Annotated in this window: 14 protein-coding genes; 4 read left to right on the top strand and 10 right to left on the bottom strand. The window is 57.6% G+C overall.

From position 1 onward, the window contains the following. Positions 1 to 97: 97 nt before the first annotated feature. Both ACMXYI_RS22845 and ACMXYI_RS22840 read right to left on the bottom strand, forming a co-directional pair. A complete protein-coding gene (locus tag ACMXYI_RS22845) occupies positions 98 to 1,843 on the bottom strand; it encodes a phosphoethanolamine transferase CptA (RefSeq protein WP_415769192.1) in 1,746 nt (581 codons plus the stop codon). 200 nt (positions 1,844 to 2,043) lie between these two features. Continuing rightward, positions 2,044 to 2,226 (bottom strand): DUF6026 family protein, encoded by a 183-nt coding sequence (locus tag ACMXYI_RS22840; RefSeq protein ID WP_056739988.1) that lies wholly within the window; start codon positions 2,224 to 2,226, stop codon positions 2,044 to 2,046. Positions 2,227 to 2,496: 270 nt separating this feature from the next. Here ACMXYI_RS22840 and gnd point away from each other — a divergent pair, with 270 nt between their 5' ends. From gnd to ACMXYI_RS22825, 3 genes are read left to right on the top strand one after another with little or no spacing between them, the layout of a single operon-like run. Further along, positions 2,497 to 3,477: a phosphogluconate dehydrogenase (NAD(+)-dependent, decarboxylating) gene (gene gnd / locus ACMXYI_RS22835; protein WP_415769191.1), complete on the top strand. Its 981-nt coding sequence runs from the start codon at positions 2,497 to 2,499 to the stop codon at positions 3,475 to 3,477. After that, positions 3,474 to 4,997, top strand: a complete 1,524-nt coding sequence (gene zwf / locus ACMXYI_RS22830; protein WP_415769190.1) for a glucose-6-phosphate dehydrogenase — start codon at positions 3,474 to 3,476, stop codon at positions 4,995 to 4,997. The genes gnd and zwf overlap by 4 nt, the downstream gene beginning before the upstream one ends. After that, positions 4,994 to 5,815, top strand: a complete 822-nt coding sequence (locus tag ACMXYI_RS22825; protein ID WP_415769189.1) for an HAD family hydrolase — start codon at positions 4,994 to 4,996, stop codon at positions 5,813 to 5,815. Before zwf ends, ACMXYI_RS22825 begins: the two co-directional genes overlap by 4 nt. Before the next feature lie 119 nt (positions 5,816 to 5,934). Here the strand turns inward: ACMXYI_RS22825 and nhaB are convergent, their stop codons facing one another. The 3 genes from nhaB to ACMXYI_RS22810 form a co-directional block, all read right to left on the bottom strand. Continuing rightward, a complete protein-coding gene (gene nhaB, locus ACMXYI_RS22820; RefSeq protein WP_415769188.1) occupies positions 5,935 to 7,437 on the bottom strand; it encodes a sodium/proton antiporter NhaB in 1,503 nt (500 codons plus the stop codon). Positions 7,438 to 7,516: 79 nt separating this feature from the next. Continuing rightward, the gene (locus ACMXYI_RS22815) at positions 7,517 to 8,806 is read right to left on the bottom strand and encodes a hypothetical protein (RefSeq protein WP_415769187.1); all 1,290 of its coding nucleotides are present in this window, start codon (positions 8,804 to 8,806) and stop codon (positions 7,517 to 7,519) included. 238 nt (positions 8,807 to 9,044) lie between these two features. Beyond that, a complete protein-coding gene (locus tag ACMXYI_RS22810; RefSeq protein ID WP_008149930.1) occupies positions 9,045 to 9,314 on the bottom strand; it encodes a hypothetical protein in 270 nt (89 codons plus the stop codon). Between the two features lie 342 nt (positions 9,315 to 9,656). Between ACMXYI_RS22810 and ACMXYI_RS22805 the strand changes: the two genes are divergently transcribed. Further along, positions 9,657 to 10,982, top strand: coding sequence for a sigma-54 dependent transcriptional regulator (locus tag ACMXYI_RS22805; RefSeq protein ID WP_123365003.1), 1,326 nt, complete (start codon positions 9,657 to 9,659; stop codon positions 10,980 to 10,982). Positions 10,983 to 11,049: 67 nt separating this feature from the next. Here ACMXYI_RS22805 and ACMXYI_RS22800 read toward each other — a convergent pair whose 3' ends face one another. The 5 genes from ACMXYI_RS22800 to ACMXYI_RS22780 form a co-directional block, all read right to left on the bottom strand. Further along, a complete protein-coding gene (locus ACMXYI_RS22800; protein ID WP_415769186.1) occupies positions 11,050 to 12,330 on the bottom strand; it encodes a hypothetical protein in 1,281 nt (426 codons plus the stop codon). Between the two features lie 46 nt (positions 12,331 to 12,376). Continuing rightward, on the bottom strand, positions 12,377 to 13,117 hold the full coding sequence (locus tag ACMXYI_RS22795) for a hypothetical protein (protein WP_415769185.1): 741 nt from the start codon (positions 13,115 to 13,117) through the stop codon (positions 12,377 to 12,379). Positions 13,118 to 13,151: 34 nt separating this feature from the next. Continuing rightward, positions 13,152 to 13,832, bottom strand: a complete 681-nt coding sequence (locus ACMXYI_RS22790; RefSeq protein ID WP_415769184.1) for a C39 family peptidase — start codon at positions 13,830 to 13,832, stop codon at positions 13,152 to 13,154. A 62-nt stretch (positions 13,833 to 13,894) separates the two neighbouring features. Further along, on the bottom strand, positions 13,895 to 15,412 hold the full coding sequence (locus ACMXYI_RS22785; RefSeq protein ID WP_415769183.1) for a heme utilization protein: 1,518 nt from the start codon (positions 15,410 to 15,412) through the stop codon (positions 13,895 to 13,897). A gap of 51 nt (positions 15,413 to 15,463) precedes the next feature. Next, positions 15,464 to 16,036 carry an adhesin gene (locus tag ACMXYI_RS22780; protein WP_415769182.1) on the bottom strand — a complete coding sequence of 191 codons (573 nt, stop codon included), beginning with the start codon at positions 16,034 to 16,036 and terminating at the stop codon, positions 15,464 to 15,466. Between the last annotated feature and the right edge of the window lies 1 nt (position 16,037).

Raw genomic sequence — 16,037 nt, 5'->3', positions numbered from 1 at the left:
CGATTAACGAGAATTATTGTTATTTGTAAGTGTTTCGGACAACGCAATCGCGCCATTGACGCAATGAAAAAGGGGCCGGAACCGGCCCCTGAAAGGATTACTTCTGAACGACTGCCGGGGCGCCTGCCACCGCCTTGGGTTTCATCAGGCTGAAGTCGATCAATGCCTTTTGTTCACGCTCATAAGGATTGCCAATCATCAATGGCCGTGGCTTGAAACTGTCGCTGACCAGGCTCTTGCTGCGATCCAGTTCATCGAAGCTCAGACCCGCCAGATCAGCCCAGGTGTGGATCAGGTGCGAGCTGCTGTAAGGCCGCCCCAGATCACCGGCAAAGCTCCAGTCATGGTTTTCGCGCCATTTCGGCGAGGCCCAGGCCATGAACGGAATGGTGTACATCGGCGCTGTCGGTTTGCTTTCGTTGCGCCCAAGGGTGCTGTGGCCAGGAGAATCGAAAACGTCTTCACCGTGGTCGGAGAGGTACAGCAGGAACCCGTTCGGATCAGACTTGGCGTAGTCCTTGATCAGGCTCGAAACCACGAAGTCGTTGTACAGCACCGCGTTGTCATAGCTGTTATACGTTGGCACCTGATCGTCGCGCACACCGTCCGGAACGCCTTTGCGGTCCTTGAACTTATCGAAGGACGACGGATAACGGTATTGGTAGCTCATGTGCGTGCCGAGCAAATGCACGACGATCAGCTTGCGCGGTGCAGCGTCGGCCAAGGCCTTGTTGAACGGCTCGATCACGTCGCCATCGTACTGGGCGGCATTCTGGTTGCGGTTGTTGTTCAGGTACACCTGCTGGTCGGCCTGCTCGGAGAAGGTCGTCAGCATGGTGTTGCGCTTGGTCATGGTCTGCTGGTTGGTGATCCAGAAGGTCTTGTAGCCTGCCTGTTTCATCATGCTGACCAGCGACGGAGTCGACAGATACAGGTCCGGGTTTTCTTCGTCGGCGAAGGTCAGAACCTGCTGCAACGCCTCGATGGTGTAAGGGCGCGGGGTGATGACGTTATCGAAGACCGCCAATTGATCCTTGAGCTTGTCCAGTTCCGGGGTGGTTTCCCGAGGGTAGCCGTAGAGGCTCATGCGCTGACGGTTGGTGGACTCACCGATCACCAGCACCAGGGTCGCCGGCTGATTGGCCGCCGAATCTTTGAGATTGTGCAGCGGTGGAATCTTGCTGGCGCTATTGAGCATGTCTTGCATACCGGCCAGGGTATCGAGGTAGCGGTGATAGGCCACGGCCATCTGCCAAGGCACGGCGGGCTCGATGCGGGTTTCGAACTTCTCGAAACCGCCGGCAAGGCTGCCGGTACGCGCGGTCTGCTTGATCAGCGGATAACCGACGACGGCAACCACAATCGCCGTTGCAGCCACCAGCGCCCGACCGCGAGGCATGTACACCGGGCGCAAGCGAGTCCAGAGGAAGTAAGCGAAAGCGGTGTGAGCGAGGAACGCCGCCACCATCCACCAGGCAAAGTACTGAGTCATGTACTCGCCGGCTTCAGAGACGTTCGACTCGAACATAATGAAGATGACGCTTTGGGAAAACTCCTGCTGATAGATGAAGAAGTAACCCAGGCTGGCCATTGAGCAGGCCCACAGCACCACACCGATCAGCGCAGCCATGACACGTGTTTGTTTGGGGAACAGCAGCATCGGCGCAAGCCAGATGGCGCTCATCACAAAGGCCTGGCGGAACCCGGTAAAACCGGAGGTGCCTGTCAGTTGGATCAGTAGTTGGGTAATGCCGGAAAAATACCAGAAGAACAGGAACAGCCAGAGAAATCCTGTCCAGTCGAAACCTTTCGCAGACGTACTGCTGCGTTTAAACAAAGCCATTCAGCGCTCCAGCCGATAATCACTTCCATCGCCGCGACATCAATATCACCGACGAACGGGCGCCGCGCGGATACCGAACGGCCATAGGGCGCGGGAGTATCAACAAGCGGATGTGAAAACTTCGTGAGTTGCCGGGGTTGTCAAAAGGGGGATGGCAGGTCGGAAACAGCAGTGGGCTGCTTCCGAATCAAGCGAGGGGATCAGGCGTGAGGCACACGGTGAGTGACGGGCAAAGGCTGGGCCTGATTGCTTTGTGTCAACAAGCGCAATTGCGCGAGCTCCTGCTTCAACTGGTCGCGCTCGTCTTTCAACTGGCGCAATTCATCGCGACGAATCGTGACGTAAAGGGTCTGTGCTGGCAGTGCTGCGTGTACTGTGCCCATTGCTCACCTCGCAAATGGCTGGCTCAACTGTAAATCCGCCCCGACATCGGTGCTTATTTACTATCGGCTGCGATTTTGATTTCTTTTGCCCCGGAAGGGAACTTTTTTATTTTTCATGGTCGTTGTGTCTTCGGCGCGATTACCGACGTTATCAATCTGGATCGGGCACAATGCCCGGAAACTATGTGCCAGCGCTCTGGACTAACCCTCAATAGTCGCGTTGGGCTATAACCTTTGACACACATTATTTGTAGTAGGGAGCATCAGAACATGCAACTCGGGATTATTGGACTGGGCCGCATGGGCGGCAATATTGCGCGGCGCCTGATGCTCAACGGTCATACCACCGTTGTTTACGACCGCAATACCGCCTTTGTCGACACCCTGGCCGCAGAAGGCGCCTCTGGCGTCATCAACCTGCCGGCGCTGGTCGCTGGCCTGGCCAAGCCACGTGCGGTGTGGGTCATGCTGCCGGCTGGCGCACCGACCGAAGACACCATCAACACCCTGAGCACCTTGCTCGAAGCTGGCGATACCATCATCGACGGCGGCAACACCTTCTATAAGGACGACATCCGCCGGGCGAAAACCCTCGCGGAAAAAGGCCTGCACTACGTCGACGTCGGTACCTCCGGCGGCGTCTGGGGTCTGGAGCGGGGCTACTGCATGATGATCGGTGGCGAAGCCGAGGTGGTTAAACGCCTTGATCCACTGTTCGAGAGCCTTGCACCGGGCCTGGGCGACATTCCTCGGACCAAGGACCGCAAGTCCGAAGACGATCGTGCCGAGCGCGGTTACATCCACGCAGGCCCGGCCGGCTCGGGCCATTTCGTGAAAATGATCCACAACGGCATCGAATACGGAATGATGCAGGCCTTCGCCGAAGGCTTCGACATCCTCAAGACCAAGGCAAGCACCAACCTGCCGGAAGATCAGCGTTTCGACCTGAACGTAGGCGACATCGCCGAAGTCTGGCGTCGTGGCAGCGTTGTGTCGTCCTGGTTGCTCGACCTGACCGCCGACGCGCTGGCCAGCGATCCGAAACTCGACGGTTACACAGGTGAAGTGGCTGACAGCGGTGAAGGTCGTTGGACCATCGAAGCCGCCATGGAGCAATCGGTGCCTGTACCAGTGCTGTCGAACTCGCTGTTCTCCCGCTACCGTTCGCGCGGGCAAGGCACCTTTGGCGACAAGATTCTCTCGGCCCAACGCTTCGGCTTCGGCGGCCACGTGGAGACTTCGAAAAAATGACCCGTCTGATCCGCAATAAATCCAAGGCAGAACCCGCACCACCGACCACGCTGTTTCTGTTCGGTGCCCATGGTGATCTGGTCAAGCGTCTGCTGATGCCGGCGCTGTACAACCTGAGTCGTGACGGTCTGCTTGGGGATGGACTGCGGATCATCGGCGTTGACCACAACGCCATCACCGATGAAGCCTTTGCGAAAAAACTCGAAGACTTCATTCGGGCCGAGGTGGCCGCCAAGGTCGGCAAGGGCGATCAAGCCCTTGACCCGGACTTGTGGGCCAAGTTGGCCGAAGGCATCAGCTACGTCCAGGGCGACTTCCTGGACGACAGCACTTATCAAGCGTTGGCGGCGAAAATCGCCGCCAGCGGCACTGGCAACGCGGTGTTCTACCTGGCCACCGCGCCACGTTTCTTCAGCGAGGTGGTGCGTCGTCTCGGCGCCGCCGGCTTGCTGCAAGAGTCGCCAGAAGCGTTCAGAAGGGTAGTTATCGAAAAACCCTTCGGTTCCGATCTGCATACTGCCGAAGCCTTGAACGCTTGCTTGCTCAAGGTGATGACGGAAAACCAGATCTACCGGATCGATCACTATCTGGGCAAGGAAACCGTGCAGAACATTTTGATCAGCCGGTTTTCCAACAGCCTGTTCGAAGCGTTCTGGAACAATCACTACATCGACCACGTACAAATCACCGCCGCTGAAACTGTCGGCGTGGAAACCCGTGGCAGTTTTTATGAACACACCGGCGCCTTGCGGGACATGGTGCCCAATCACCTGTTCCAATTGCTGGCGATGGTCGCGATGGAGCCGCCGGCCGCCTTCGGCGCCGATGCGGTACGCGGCGAGAAAGCCAAGGTGGTCGGTGCGATTCGCCCCTGGACAGTTGAGGAAGCGCTGGCCAACTCGGTGCGCGGCCAATACACCGCTGGTGAGATCGACGGCAAGGAGTCGCCGGGGTATCGCCAGGAAAACAACGTGGCGCCCGACAGCAATACCGAAACCTACGTCGCGCTGAAAGTCATGATCGACAATTGGCGCTGGGTCGGCGTGCCGTTCTACCTGCGCACCGGCAAGCGCATGAGCGTGCGCGACACCGAGATTGTCATCTGCTTCAAACCGGCGCCGTATGCGCAGTTCCGCGATACCGAAGTCGATGAACTGCAACCGACCTATCTGCGAATCCAGATTCAACCCAACGAAGGCATGTGGTTCGACCTGCTGGCCAAACGGCCAGGCCCGGCCTTGAAAATGGCCAATATCGAACTGGGCTTTGCCTACAAGGATTTCTTTGAAATGCAGCCGTCCACCGGCTACGAAACCCTGATCTACGATTGCCTGACCGGCGATCAGACGCTGTTCCAGCGCGCCGACAACATCGAGAACGGCTGGCGCGCCGTGCAGCCTTTCCTTGATGCCTGGCAGCAGGACGCGAGCGTGCAGAGCTATGCCGCTGGCGAAGACGGCCCGCAGGCTGCCGAAGATCTGCTGACTCGCGACGGTCGCGTCTGGCACGGCCTCGGATGAGTGAGCCGACGCAACAACCCATCCGTTTTCTGCTCAGCGACATGGACGGCACCTTGTTGCTGCCCGATCACAGCCTCAGCCAGCGCACCATTGAAGCGGTCCGCTCCTTGCGCGAGGCCGGCGTGCTGTTCACCCTGGCCACCGGTCGTCCACCCAAGGCCATGTTGCAGCAGATTGAAGCACTGGGCGTCGACCTGCCAACGGCAGCGTTCAATGGCGGCACCATCGTCAATCCGGACGGCAGTTTGCTGGTCGCGCATTACTTGCCGGCGACGGCGGCGCTGACGGCATTGGCGCTGTTTGCCGACCGGCCGGACATCGAAATCTGGGTGTTCAGTGGTGGCGACTGGTTGCTGAAAGATCCGAACGGCCCAATGGTGCCTCGTGAACAGCACGGCCTGGGTTATCCGCCAGTGGTGGTCGAGAGTTTTGAGCCGCACCTGGAACGCATCGACAAGATCGTCGCCACCAGCAACAACACGCAGTTGTTGATTGAGCTGGAAGCGCTCCTGCTGCCCAAAGTGGAAGGCCAGGCACAGGTCTCCCGTTCGCAGCCGATTTATCTGGATGTGACCGCGATGCAAGCCAACAAGGGGGCGGCGCTGGCGACACTGGCCGAATTTCTCGGTGTGCCGCTGGAGCAGACCGCGGCGCTGGGCGATGGCGGCAACGACCCGGCGATGTTTCACCGCGCAGGCTTGTCGATTGCCATGGGGCAGTCGGAAGAGGCGGTAAAGCGCCAGGCGGACGTGGTGACGGGCGCCAATACCGAGGACGGAGCGGCGCAAGCAATCGAGCGCTATATCCTGAAACGCTGAAACCACTGTAGGAGCTGTCGAGTGCAACGAGGCTGCGATCTTTTGATCTTCGCTTGTAAAAGCAACATCAAAAGATCGCAGCCTCGTTGCACTCGACAGCTCCTACAGGTTGATTGGTGTTACAGCCAGAAACTCACTGCGTACCAGCCAAGAACACCCATCACCACGGTGTACGGCAACGCCATCCACACCATCCGCCCGTACGACAGTCGAATCAGCGGTGCAATCGCCGAGGTCAGCAGGAACAGAAACGCAGCCTGACCATTGGGCGTCGCCACGCTCGGCAGGTTCGTTCCGGTGTTGATCGCAATCGCCAGCGTCTCGAAATGTTCACGGCTCATGTGGCCAGAGATGAAGGCCTGTTTGACTTCGGTGATGTAAATGGTCGCGACGAACACGTTATCGCTGATGGCCGACAGCAAGCCGTTGGCAATAAACAGCATGCCCGGCTGTTGATCCGCTGGCAGCGCCAGCACCCACTGGATCAAAGGCGTGAACAGTTGCTGATCGTGAATCACCGCCACCACCGCGAAAAACACCACCAGCAGCGCTGTGAACGGCATGGCGTCCTTGAACGCGTTGCCGATACGGTGCTCGTCGGTGATGCCAGTGAATGCGGTGATCAGCACGATCACCATCAAGCCGATCAGGCCGACCTCAGCAATGTGGAACGCCAGCCCCGCAATCAGAATCAGCGCTGCCAATCCCTGCACGATGAGCGCTGCACGTTGGCGCGAGGTGCGTTCGGCATTGTCTTCGGCGGCGTAATTGGCCAGAACCGCACGCACGTTGTCCGGCAACAGCGTGCCGTAACCGAACCAGCGAAGTTTCTCCAGCAGGACGCAGGTCACCAGGCCTGCCACCAGGACCGGCAATGAAACCGGGGCGACTTTCAGAAAGAACTCAGAGAAGTGCCAGCCCATCTCGTGGCCGATCAGCAGGTTCTGCGGCTCACCGACCAATGTGCAAACACCGCCCAGTGCGGTTCCCACGGCACCGTGCATCAGCAGGCTGCGCAGAAAGGCGCGGAATTGTTCGAGGTCGGCGTGATGGAGTGTGGGCAGGTGCTGGTCATCGCCAAACTCGCTGTCCTGACGCGGATCGTTGCCGGAGGCGACGCGGTGATACACCGAGTAAAACCCGACGGCTGCACTGATGATCACGGCGGTCACGGTCAGGGCATCGAGAAACGCCGACAGAAACGCCGACAGGAAGCAGAACAGCAACGCCAGCAGCGCCTTGGAGCGAATCCCGAGCAGCAGTCGTGAGAACAGAAACAGCAGCAGGTCTTTCATGAAGTAGATGCCGGCCACCATGAACATCAGCAGCAGGATCACCGGGAAGTTGTGCACCAGCTCGTCGTAGAGTGCCTGGGGCGTGGTCATCTTCAGCAACAGTGCTTCGATCAACAGCAGGCCGCCGGGCATCAATGGATAACACTTGAGCGCCATGGCCAGGGTAAAGATGAACTCCAGCACCAACAGCCAGCCAGCCGCCACCGGGCCGACGGTCCACAACACCAGTGCGTTGAGAATCAGGAAACCGACAATGCTTGCCTTGTACCAGCGGGGTGAATGCCCGAGAAAATTGTGCGCGAACGCCTGAGCCATTGAACCGGGCATCGGCTACTCCTTGTATTAAGAAGCGCGCAACTTGCCGTAAGCGGAAGGGAAGATCAAGTGTTGGAAAAGCTGTGCTGGCCTACCCCAGATAGCGTGCGACGATCGCTCGATAGTTGCCGTCCAGTGAATAGCCTCCGACGACAATGTTTCCATCGGCCTGCATGACCACTGAAGTCGCGGTATCCAGGCTGCGGCCAAGGCGGGTGCGAACCCAGCCGGCGCCATTGCCGAAGCTGCGATCGAGTTGCCCGTCGGGCAGATGCCGCGCCAGAATGAAATCCGCTTCGACGCCGCCGATCGTGGCACCGACCGTCACCACGCCGCCGTCCGACAGTGCCTTTGCGTCGGTCCACTGGCAGCCACTGTGACCGATTTCCAGCAGTCGGGCCTGGCCTCCATTGCAATGAATGTCCGGGCGGCCGTTGCTGTGTACTTTCAGTGCCAGGCAATGCATCGGGTCGCGGCTGCTGCCAAAGCACTGCACATCGCCATTTTCCTGTTGGACGATCCGGCTGACCTGAGCGCTATACCCACGTGCCTTGAAGGTCATGAAACCATCCACGGCGAAACTATCGTCGAGCCTGCCGTCGGTTTGATAGCGGGCCAGCAGACCTTCTTCAGGGAAGTTGATCGACCCGCCCACCAGGATCCGGCCGTCTCGTTGCACCATCAGGCTGCTGAGCCAGGTGTTCATCAACAAGTGCCTGACAATCACGAAGCCACGACCGTTGAAGGTGTTGTCCAGCGAGCCGTCGGTGTTGAGGCGTATCAGCATGCCGACATGATCGGACAGTTCGAAGTGATGATTGGCCTGCAGCAGGATTCGACCATCCTCCTGCACGCAGATATCACAACCTTCTGCGCCCGATACGCCGGGAGGGAGCCAGGTGTCACGCACGCCTTGGGAAAGATCGCCCGGCAGACGCACGACGCAGCGGCCATTGTCGCCAAAACATTGAGCCGGCCGACCATGCTGATCAAACAGGGCGAGGGCGGGCAGTGTCCGGTGAGCATTTTCGTAGTGCAGGCCGGCTACCAGAATGTGCCCATCAGGCAGTACGTGGACTTTGCCGGCCATGGCCTCGAAGCCGTGTTCAAATTGCCCGATGACGCTGCCTTGATTGCCGAACGCCAGATCCGCCGAGCCATCCTCGAGCAAGCGTGCCACGCCGAAGCGGCTACCGCCTGGCGTTCCTACCTTCGCCGCGACTAACAACCTGCCACGTGAATCAATCGCGACCCCGTTGGCCATGCTTGAGAGGCTGCCAGCGAAATACACTTGGGTTTTGCCAGCCGAGGCAAAGGTTGTATCAAGTTTGCCAGCGTTGTTCAGGGTTGCCGGTAATGCAAACGCGGTCTGGATTGACATGCACGCAGCTCCTTGCGAGTCGTCCTGAACCGGGAATTTGGGTGGCGACTGTATAAGGAAACATTCAATCCCTGAACGCCTGGATGCACAACTGTCATAACTAACAGACGGAGGGTCGCTGTGTGCCAGAACAGTGTCTTTTCGACCCACTGACAAGCCTGCCAAGTAGTTGGGCGCGTGTAAGTTCGAATAATAATCGGGGAGGGTGCGGGTTACCGTTAAGTAACCCGCAAAACGCTTAGTGTGGCATCGACCACGATTGGAGTTTGTAACCCTCCTCGCTCAATTCCGCACGTGCCGCTTCAAGCAGGCATTCAAGTTGCGCAGGATCGGTATAGGCGCTGCTTGGGATCTGCTTACGGCCGATGCTGCGGGTGTTGGTGCGATCGATGACGGTCAGGCTGAGTTCGCCATTGCCGTCTTGTGGAGCCCAGGCCACGCATTGGAACGGTTGGAATGCGCGGTCGGCAATCAAAAGAGCTTCGTTGATGCGGAGCGGGGCGTTCATGGGTTTTTCTCTCTGTATGCCCAATCAAGTGATGTGCCGTCGGTTGGGCTTACCGTTCGGCTGGTTACTTGTACTGATGCCCGCAACCGGGGGGCGGGTCACATACAATTAAAAGAAATATCAACTTTCTTTCATGGGCTCAAGGTTTGGACAGGGTTTGAAAGCTGAATGAAAGGAAGGAGTCGTTAGGTAACTAACTAAGTCGCTTCTTATAACTAATAATGCAACTGCTCTATAGTCAAACGGTACAAGGTCACGTCAAATTATTGCTAACGTTACAGCCAGGTCCGCCAAACGACTGTTTTTAATAATATTTCATACATTTGGCGCCAAGGAACAGTCATGATCGAAGCGCCTGCCTTACGACGTCTGTTAGTAGTGGACCCTTGCGACGACTGTCATCGCCTGCTGCCGGTTTTGCGCTCTGTGGGTTGGGACGTTGACAGCTGCACGCTGGAAAACGTAGCCGACAAAACCTGCGATGTCGGCCTGTTGCGTTTGCAGCCTTTTCACCTCGAACGCCCGGAAGCCGTCAAAGAGCTGATCAGCCGTAGCGGTACCGAGTGGATCGCCGTACTCAACCAGGAAGTCCTGCGATTGCAGAATGTCGGGGACTTTGTCTGCGAATGGTTTTTCGATTTCCATACCTTGCCGTTCGATGTGTCCCGGGTTCAGGTGACGCTGGGCCGGGCATTCGGGATGGCACGCCTGCGTGGGCAGGGCACGGTTCACATTGATCAGCCTGAACACGAACTGCTTGGCGACAGCAAACCCATTCGCGAACTGCGCAAGTTGCTGAGCAAGCTGGCGCCCACCGAGTCTCCGGTATTGATCCGTGGTGAAAGCGGTACCGGTAAAGAACTGGTCGCCCGCACGCTCCATCGACAATCCCAACGTCACAGCAAACCCTTTGTCGCGATCAATTGCGGCGCAATTCCCGAACACTTGATCCAGTCCGAACTGTTTGGCCACGAGAAGGGTGCTTTTACTGGTGCCCATCAACGCAAGGTCGGGCGGATCGAAGCGGCTAACGGCGGCACGCTGTTTCTCGACGAAATCGGTGATCTGCCCCTGGAGCTGCAGGCGAACCTGTTGCGTTTCCTCCAGGAAAAGCACATCGAGCGGGTGGGCGGCAGTCAGCCGATTCCCGTGGATGTGCGGGTGTTGGCCGCGACCCATGTCGATCTTGAGGCCGCGATCGAGAAGAAACGTTTTCGCGAAGATTTGTATTATCGCCTGAACGTGTTGCAGGTCGCGACCGCGCCCCTGCGTGAGCGCAATGGCGATCTGTCGATGCTGGCAAACCATTTTTCCCATTTCTACAGCCATGAAACCGGCCGCCGTCCGCGCAGCTTTAGTGAAGACGCCTTGATTGCCATGGGCAAGCATGACTGGCCGGGCAATGTGCGCGAGCTGGCCAACCGGGTACGTCGCGGGTTGGTACTGGCCGAAGGCCGGCAGATCGAAGCGCGAGACCTGGGGCTGATCAGCCAGCAGGCCGTTGCCGCGCCGATGGGCACGCTGGAAAACTACAAACACCGGGCAGAGCGCCAGGCCTTGTGCGATGTACTTAACCGCCACAGCGATAATTTGAGCATCGCCGCCAAGGTGTTGGGGATATCCAGGCCTACCTTCTACCGTTTGTTGCACAAGCATCAGATACGTTAGACGCAAGATCCAAAGAAAAAAAAGCCCCGCTGCGATTGAAGTCGCAGCGGGGCTTTGTTGTTGTGGATTAGAAGTAGTACGGGAATTTCAGGCTGAAGGAAAAGTCTGGCGAGTCGTCGGTCAGGCCGATGGACAGGTTGGGAACGATCGTCAGGTTATTGGTTGCTGCCAGGGTCATGCCGATGTTGAAGTTGGCCGAGTTGTAATCGCTGTTGGTAATCGATTGCCAATCACCGCCGTCCGGCTTGATCTTGCTCTTGCGGGCGAACTGATCGGTGAACGAGAACGACATACTCATCTTCTCGTTCAAGGCGAATGCAATGCCGGCGCCGACCTGCCAGGAGTTACCCAGTTTCACGTCCCCGGGTACCTTGGAGTTGACCTGAGGGCTGATGTCGCTGAAAGAGTCTTCGATGTTGTAGGTGTAGGCCAGGCTGCCGAACAGCACGGCCGGGTCGAAGGTCTTGACCAGCGAGATACCCGGGGTGATCGACCAGACACCATTGCCGGTAGGCAAGTCCTCGGGTACCGAGAGGTTATCGTTGGACGGATCATTGACCAGCTTGATGCCGTAAGGGTCATCACCGGTCGGCGCCTTGACGCGCAGTGTAACGACCGCGTCGGGCAGATTGGCCGACTCATCCAGAAACTTGTAAGCAACGCCAACGTTCACATCGCCAATGGTCGGGTCGCGGGTAACGGTTGCGTCCGACGTCACCGGGCCCGCGCCACCAGCGCCACCGGAGGAGTACGTTGATTCGCGATAAACCACGGGGACGTTAATGTCGAACTGCCAGCGTTGTCCCGTGTTGTAGCGGGCGGTCAGGTCCAGTGTCCAGTTATCCGCCTTGATACGGTCGATGTTGATGTTGCCGAGGAAAATCGAGTCCAGTGCCAGGAAGCCGTTAAGTACCAATGCACGGGTATCGTAGTGCGTGTAGGTCACGCCGGTTTCGAAACTGAACTTGCCGCCACCGAAGAAGCCGCTGGCTTCGTCATACAAGTTGGAAACGCTTTGCGCAGGCTCCGAATCATCCTTGAGCGATTGGCCGTATGAACTGCCTGTGGTTCCCGGCGCACCGGCGGCCACCGTCTGGCCACCCTTGGTCGTTTCGGCAGGGGATTTGGTCAGGCGTTTGGGAGCCGGTGGCGCAGGTGTTTCTTCGACTTGGCGAACGCGTTGCTCGAGTACCATCAGCGCGTTCTGTTGTGCTTCGTAACGCTGTTTCAACTCCATGAGTTCTTGTTTTAGTATCTCGACCTGGGGGTCCGGTGCTGCGTACAGCAGTGTCGCCGGGGCCAGGCTACTCAAACAAACGATAGCTCTGAACGTTAACGATCGGTGCATGGGTTAGCCGTCCCTTCTGACTTCATCTGATGAGACTGAGCGTAGATCAGAATCCTTGAGTGCGAAGACCTTTGAGCTGGTCCAGGTTGCCGTTCAGCGACCCGCCTGTCGCCATGTTGTCACGCAGCACGACATTGAGGGACGTGAGGTTGCGGACCTGGTTGCCACCGCCGAGCAAAGTCGTATTCTGCATCAGCCCACCCTGGGCCAGGCGTTGTACGGTACTGCCCTGGTTGTTGTTGGCCACGATGTTGAGTTGCACGCCAGTACCGGTCGAGGAAATGCTCAGCGAGCCCGCGCCATTGGCGTCGACCAACGTCGAACCTGCGGCCAATGCCTGGCCCTGCTGTTGCGTTGTTGGCGCTTGGTTAGCCCTTGTGACGTTGATATCAACGTTGTTGTAGGCAGTGTTATGGTCGCCGGCAGCACGCACGACTTGAGTGACACCTTCGGTGCTATTGAGGCCGCTGCCGCCAGTGACGGTACCGGTGCCTTGCGAACTCGTTGAGCCATTACCTTTTTCGTTGATTATCGACACATAGAACTGTGGCGTGATGGTCGATTGTTGAATTTGCATCGAGGAAGTTGCCCCGATCACTTCACCGTTGGCATTTTGCCAAGTGCTGGTCATGACAATGCCGAAACTGATGATCCGCCCCGGCATGACATAGCGGCCTCGCAGGCTCGCCAATTCCTGATCGTTCAGTTCAATGGGTTTGAATATCTGTGCCTGGGTCGGCAGGCTGGCGGCCAGGCAAACCATCGCCAGCCAGATTGGAGTCTTCATTGGAATGCTCCCGGAGCGTCGTGCTCCCTTGTTATTAGAAGAAGTCGCTTTGGATGAATCCGAAATCCATCAACTCTGCGTCTTGCACCGGGCTGAAGGTGTTGATGCGGTTCTTGGCGGTCAGTGGCAGGGGGGGAGTGAGCAACGCATTGGTTTTGTCGTAGCCCTGGCCGATGACGGCAAAGATGATGCCGTTCCAGCCTTTTACAAAGTCGTCGACTTTGTAACGTTTATGACCGAGTACCGGATCTCCGATATATACCCAGCCCTGATGGACTCTTTGCATGACCACAAAATGTTTGTAGCCACGGATATCCATGAGCACCACCACCGGAATTCTGATCTGGCTCAACGTTTCCGTCGCTACCCGGTAGCCACGGGCCCGCATGCCGATACTTTCCACGTAGCGCTTCATGTCGAGCATGGAAAAGCCCTGGACGCGGACAAGATCCTGATCGGAGTGTGCCAGCATGCCTTCGATGATTTGTTCTTCGTTCACGTCCAGCCAATAGGCCTGGCGCAATACGGTCGCCAGCGCAGCTGCGCCGCAACTGAAGTCTGTTTTCTGTTGCACCAGGTCGGCAAATTTACGCTCGCGTATGCTCTGGATCGGCTTATACACCACCGCGCCGCCCGGCAGGATGGAAAGCGGCAGTTGTGCAGCCTCGATCACACTGGCCACGCAAAGCAAAAATGCCAAGGCGATAATGCGCATAGTGGGACGCCTTCTGGTTGTGTTGAAAAAGGCCCCCATAAGGGGGCCTCAAGAGACAACAATTAGAACGACTGGTTGGCAATGGACAGCGAGTTGCTTTGTTGGTTACCCACACCGGCAGCCACGTTGACGCCCAGGTTGCCACTGCCGCCATTCACCGAACCGCTCAGGGTTGCAGTGTTGGTCACAGGGTTAGCCCAGCCAGTTGGAGTCAGCACTTGATAGGAATAGGTGTTGCTCAAATCAAATGAACTGCTCTCACTGAAGCTTCCCGCTTTTGCGAACTCGGATTCGGACGATTTACTGGCCGATTTTTCGAACGAGGAGGCGTTCGATTTCTCGAACGACTTATCGAACGATTTTTCGAACGAGGAATCGCGCGATTTGTCGTACGAGGATTCGCGAGACTTGTCGTACGACGAGTCGCGAGTTCTGTCGAACGAGGAGTCGCGAGATCTGTCGAACGAGGATTCGCGCGATTTGTCGAACGATTTGTTTACCGCTACGTCAAGCGTTGCGTCAAGCGATGCGCTAAGCGATGCCTCGGAACTCCTGCTGCGGGTGCGATCGCCAAAGCCATTATTGAAGGTAGTGGAACTGGAAGCCGCCGCATCCACGTCCAATGTAGCGCCCAGGGAAGCGTTCAAGGATGCACTCGAAGAACCGCTTGCACTGCTGCTGTTGGAACCGCTTGCAGTACTGCTGTTGGTACCGCTTGCAGAACTGCTGTTAGAACCGCTCGCAGAACTGCTGTTGGAACCGCTCGCATTGCTGCTCTTCGAACCGCTTATATCAACGCTAAGGGAACCGCTGGATTCAGAGCTCTTGGCACCGGCCGCGGCCCAGCTCGACGAAGCGCTTTCACTGCCGCTAACCTCGAACGACTTATCTTTAGAGAAACTACCGCTGGCCGTTTTGGTAACCGTAATCGTATCTACGCGGTAGGTCCGATCAGCGTTGTTATTCACTGTCAGGCCAGGACCGCCTTGATTGGCAGAGGCAGTGGCTGATGCGTTACCCAATGGAGCATTGGAGTTGGCAATTGCCATGGTGTTTTTCTGTTGGTTGAGGTCGCCGCCAGCAATGTTGACCCCCATATTGCCGCTGCTGCCATCGGCCGATCCGCTCATCACGGCAGAGTTTTGGGTGCCGTAGTTCCAGACCTTGTTGTTGTTGCTGTATTGCGTGACTCGAGCGCTGGCGTCGGCATTGCCGAACACGAAGCTGTTATCGAGAGTGGAGGTGGAACCAGCGTTTGCGATGGCGGCCGCGTTGTCTTGTTGGTTGCCGGCGCCTGCTGCCACGTTGACACCGACGTTGCCGCTCGCGCCTGAGGCAGAGCTGCTCATCTCGGCTGAGTTCTCAGTCCCTTCGTTGTAGATGCGGTTGCCGGTACTGGACTGCCTGTCGTTCGCATTGGCGGTCGCGTCGGTGTGGATCCATGTTGGAGGAGGAGTGTGGTGATTGTTGTGATGACCATTATGGTGACCACGCCGATCGTTCTGTCCAGCTTGTGCAGCAACAGCCAAGACCGCAGCGATTGCAAAAACCAGAGGTTTTATTGCCATCGAAGGTTTCATGGTGGTTCTCCGTACTTATTTTAGGTTAAGTGTTGTACCTACCTGTTTGGGTCAATCCGTGACCCGTACGCTCAGGGTATTGGCCGTTCGGTTTCCCACCCCGGCGCTCTGATTCAACTGGATCACCCCACGGCTACCGGTGAAGGCCTGATCGCTGGTAGCGACCTGGCGATAGCCTGGTGCAGAGTCAGTTGGATCGGAGTTGATGATCAGCGTCACGTTCTGTTGCCTGAGGACGCTGTCGTCGATGCTTTGCGGCTGTGTGCTGACGCTTATCCGCAGGGCATTGGCTTGCTGGTTGCTGGCACCCGCGCTCTGGTTGACGCCCAGTACGCCGTTGCCGTGGCTGAAGGAGTCGCCTTGAATGCTGGATCGAGCATCGATCCTGGGGTCGACCACCGTACGCAGCCGTTGACGAATCTGTGTGGTCGCGCTGGCTCCATGGCCCACGGCGATAGCCCGGGCGTTAGCCTGTTGCTGTAGATCGCCGGCAGCCTGGTTGACCCCGAGGTTGCCCTGGTACTGCGTGCCCGAACCGTCGATTTCGGCGTTGTTGATGACGGGAGATTGGGCAAAGGTCGATGCACTGCAAAACATGGCGATAATCAGCAGCGTACGATTCATC

The organism is Pseudomonas lyxosi (assembly GCF_047758685.1).
GTDB classification, from domain to species: Bacteria; Pseudomonadota; Gammaproteobacteria; order Pseudomonadales; family Pseudomonadaceae; genus Aquipseudomonas; species Aquipseudomonas lyxosi.
Note: the sequence above shows the minus strand (reverse complement) of the source record. Positions and strands in the feature narration are given on the sequence as shown.

What these genes read in the sequence shown, in the direction of transcription:
- ACMXYI_RS22845 (WP_415769192.1), bottom strand. Translation starts at nt 1,843, where the DNA reads ATGGCTTTGTTTAAACGCAGCAGTACGTCTGCGAAAGGTTTCGACTGG.
- ACMXYI_RS22840 (WP_056739988.1), bottom strand. Translation starts at nt 2,226, where the DNA reads ATGGGCACAGTACACGCAGCACTGCCAGCACAGACCCTTTACGTCACG.
- gnd (WP_415769191.1), top strand. Translation starts at nt 2,497, where the DNA reads ATGCAACTCGGGATTATTGGACTGGGCCGCATGGGCGGCAATATTGCG.
- zwf (WP_415769190.1), top strand. Translation starts at nt 3,474, where the DNA reads ATGACCCGTCTGATCCGCAATAAATCCAAGGCAGAACCCGCACCACCG.
- ACMXYI_RS22825 (WP_415769189.1), top strand. Translation starts at nt 4,994, where the DNA reads ATGAGTGAGCCGACGCAACAACCCATCCGTTTTCTGCTCAGCGACATG.
- nhaB (WP_415769188.1), bottom strand. Translation starts at nt 7,437, where the DNA reads ATGCCCGGTTCAATGGCTCAGGCGTTCGCGCACAATTTTCTCGGGCAT.
- ACMXYI_RS22815 (WP_415769187.1), bottom strand. Translation starts at nt 8,806, where the DNA reads ATGTCAATCCAGACCGCGTTTGCATTACCGGCAACCCTGAACAACGCT.
- ACMXYI_RS22810 (WP_008149930.1), bottom strand. Translation starts at nt 9,314, where the DNA reads ATGAACGCCCCGCTCCGCATCAACGAAGCTCTTTTGATTGCCGACCGC.
- ACMXYI_RS22805 (WP_123365003.1), top strand. Translation starts at nt 9,657, where the DNA reads ATGATCGAAGCGCCTGCCTTACGACGTCTGTTAGTAGTGGACCCTTGC.
- ACMXYI_RS22800 (WP_415769186.1), bottom strand. Translation starts at nt 12,330, where the DNA reads ATGCACCGATCGTTAACGTTCAGAGCTATCGTTTGTTTGAGTAGCCTG.
- ACMXYI_RS22795 (WP_415769185.1), bottom strand. Translation starts at nt 13,117, where the DNA reads ATGAAGACTCCAATCTGGCTGGCGATGGTTTGCCTGGCCGCCAGCCTG.
- ACMXYI_RS22790 (WP_415769184.1), bottom strand. Translation starts at nt 13,832, where the DNA reads ATGCGCATTATCGCCTTGGCATTTTTGCTTTGCGTGGCCAGTGTGATC.
- ACMXYI_RS22785 (WP_415769183.1), bottom strand. Translation starts at nt 15,412, where the DNA reads ATGAAACCTTCGATGGCAATAAAACCTCTGGTTTTTGCAATCGCTGCG.
- ACMXYI_RS22780 (WP_415769182.1), bottom strand. Translation starts at nt 16,036, where the DNA reads ATGAATCGTACGCTGCTGATTATCGCCATGTTTTGCAGTGCATCGACC.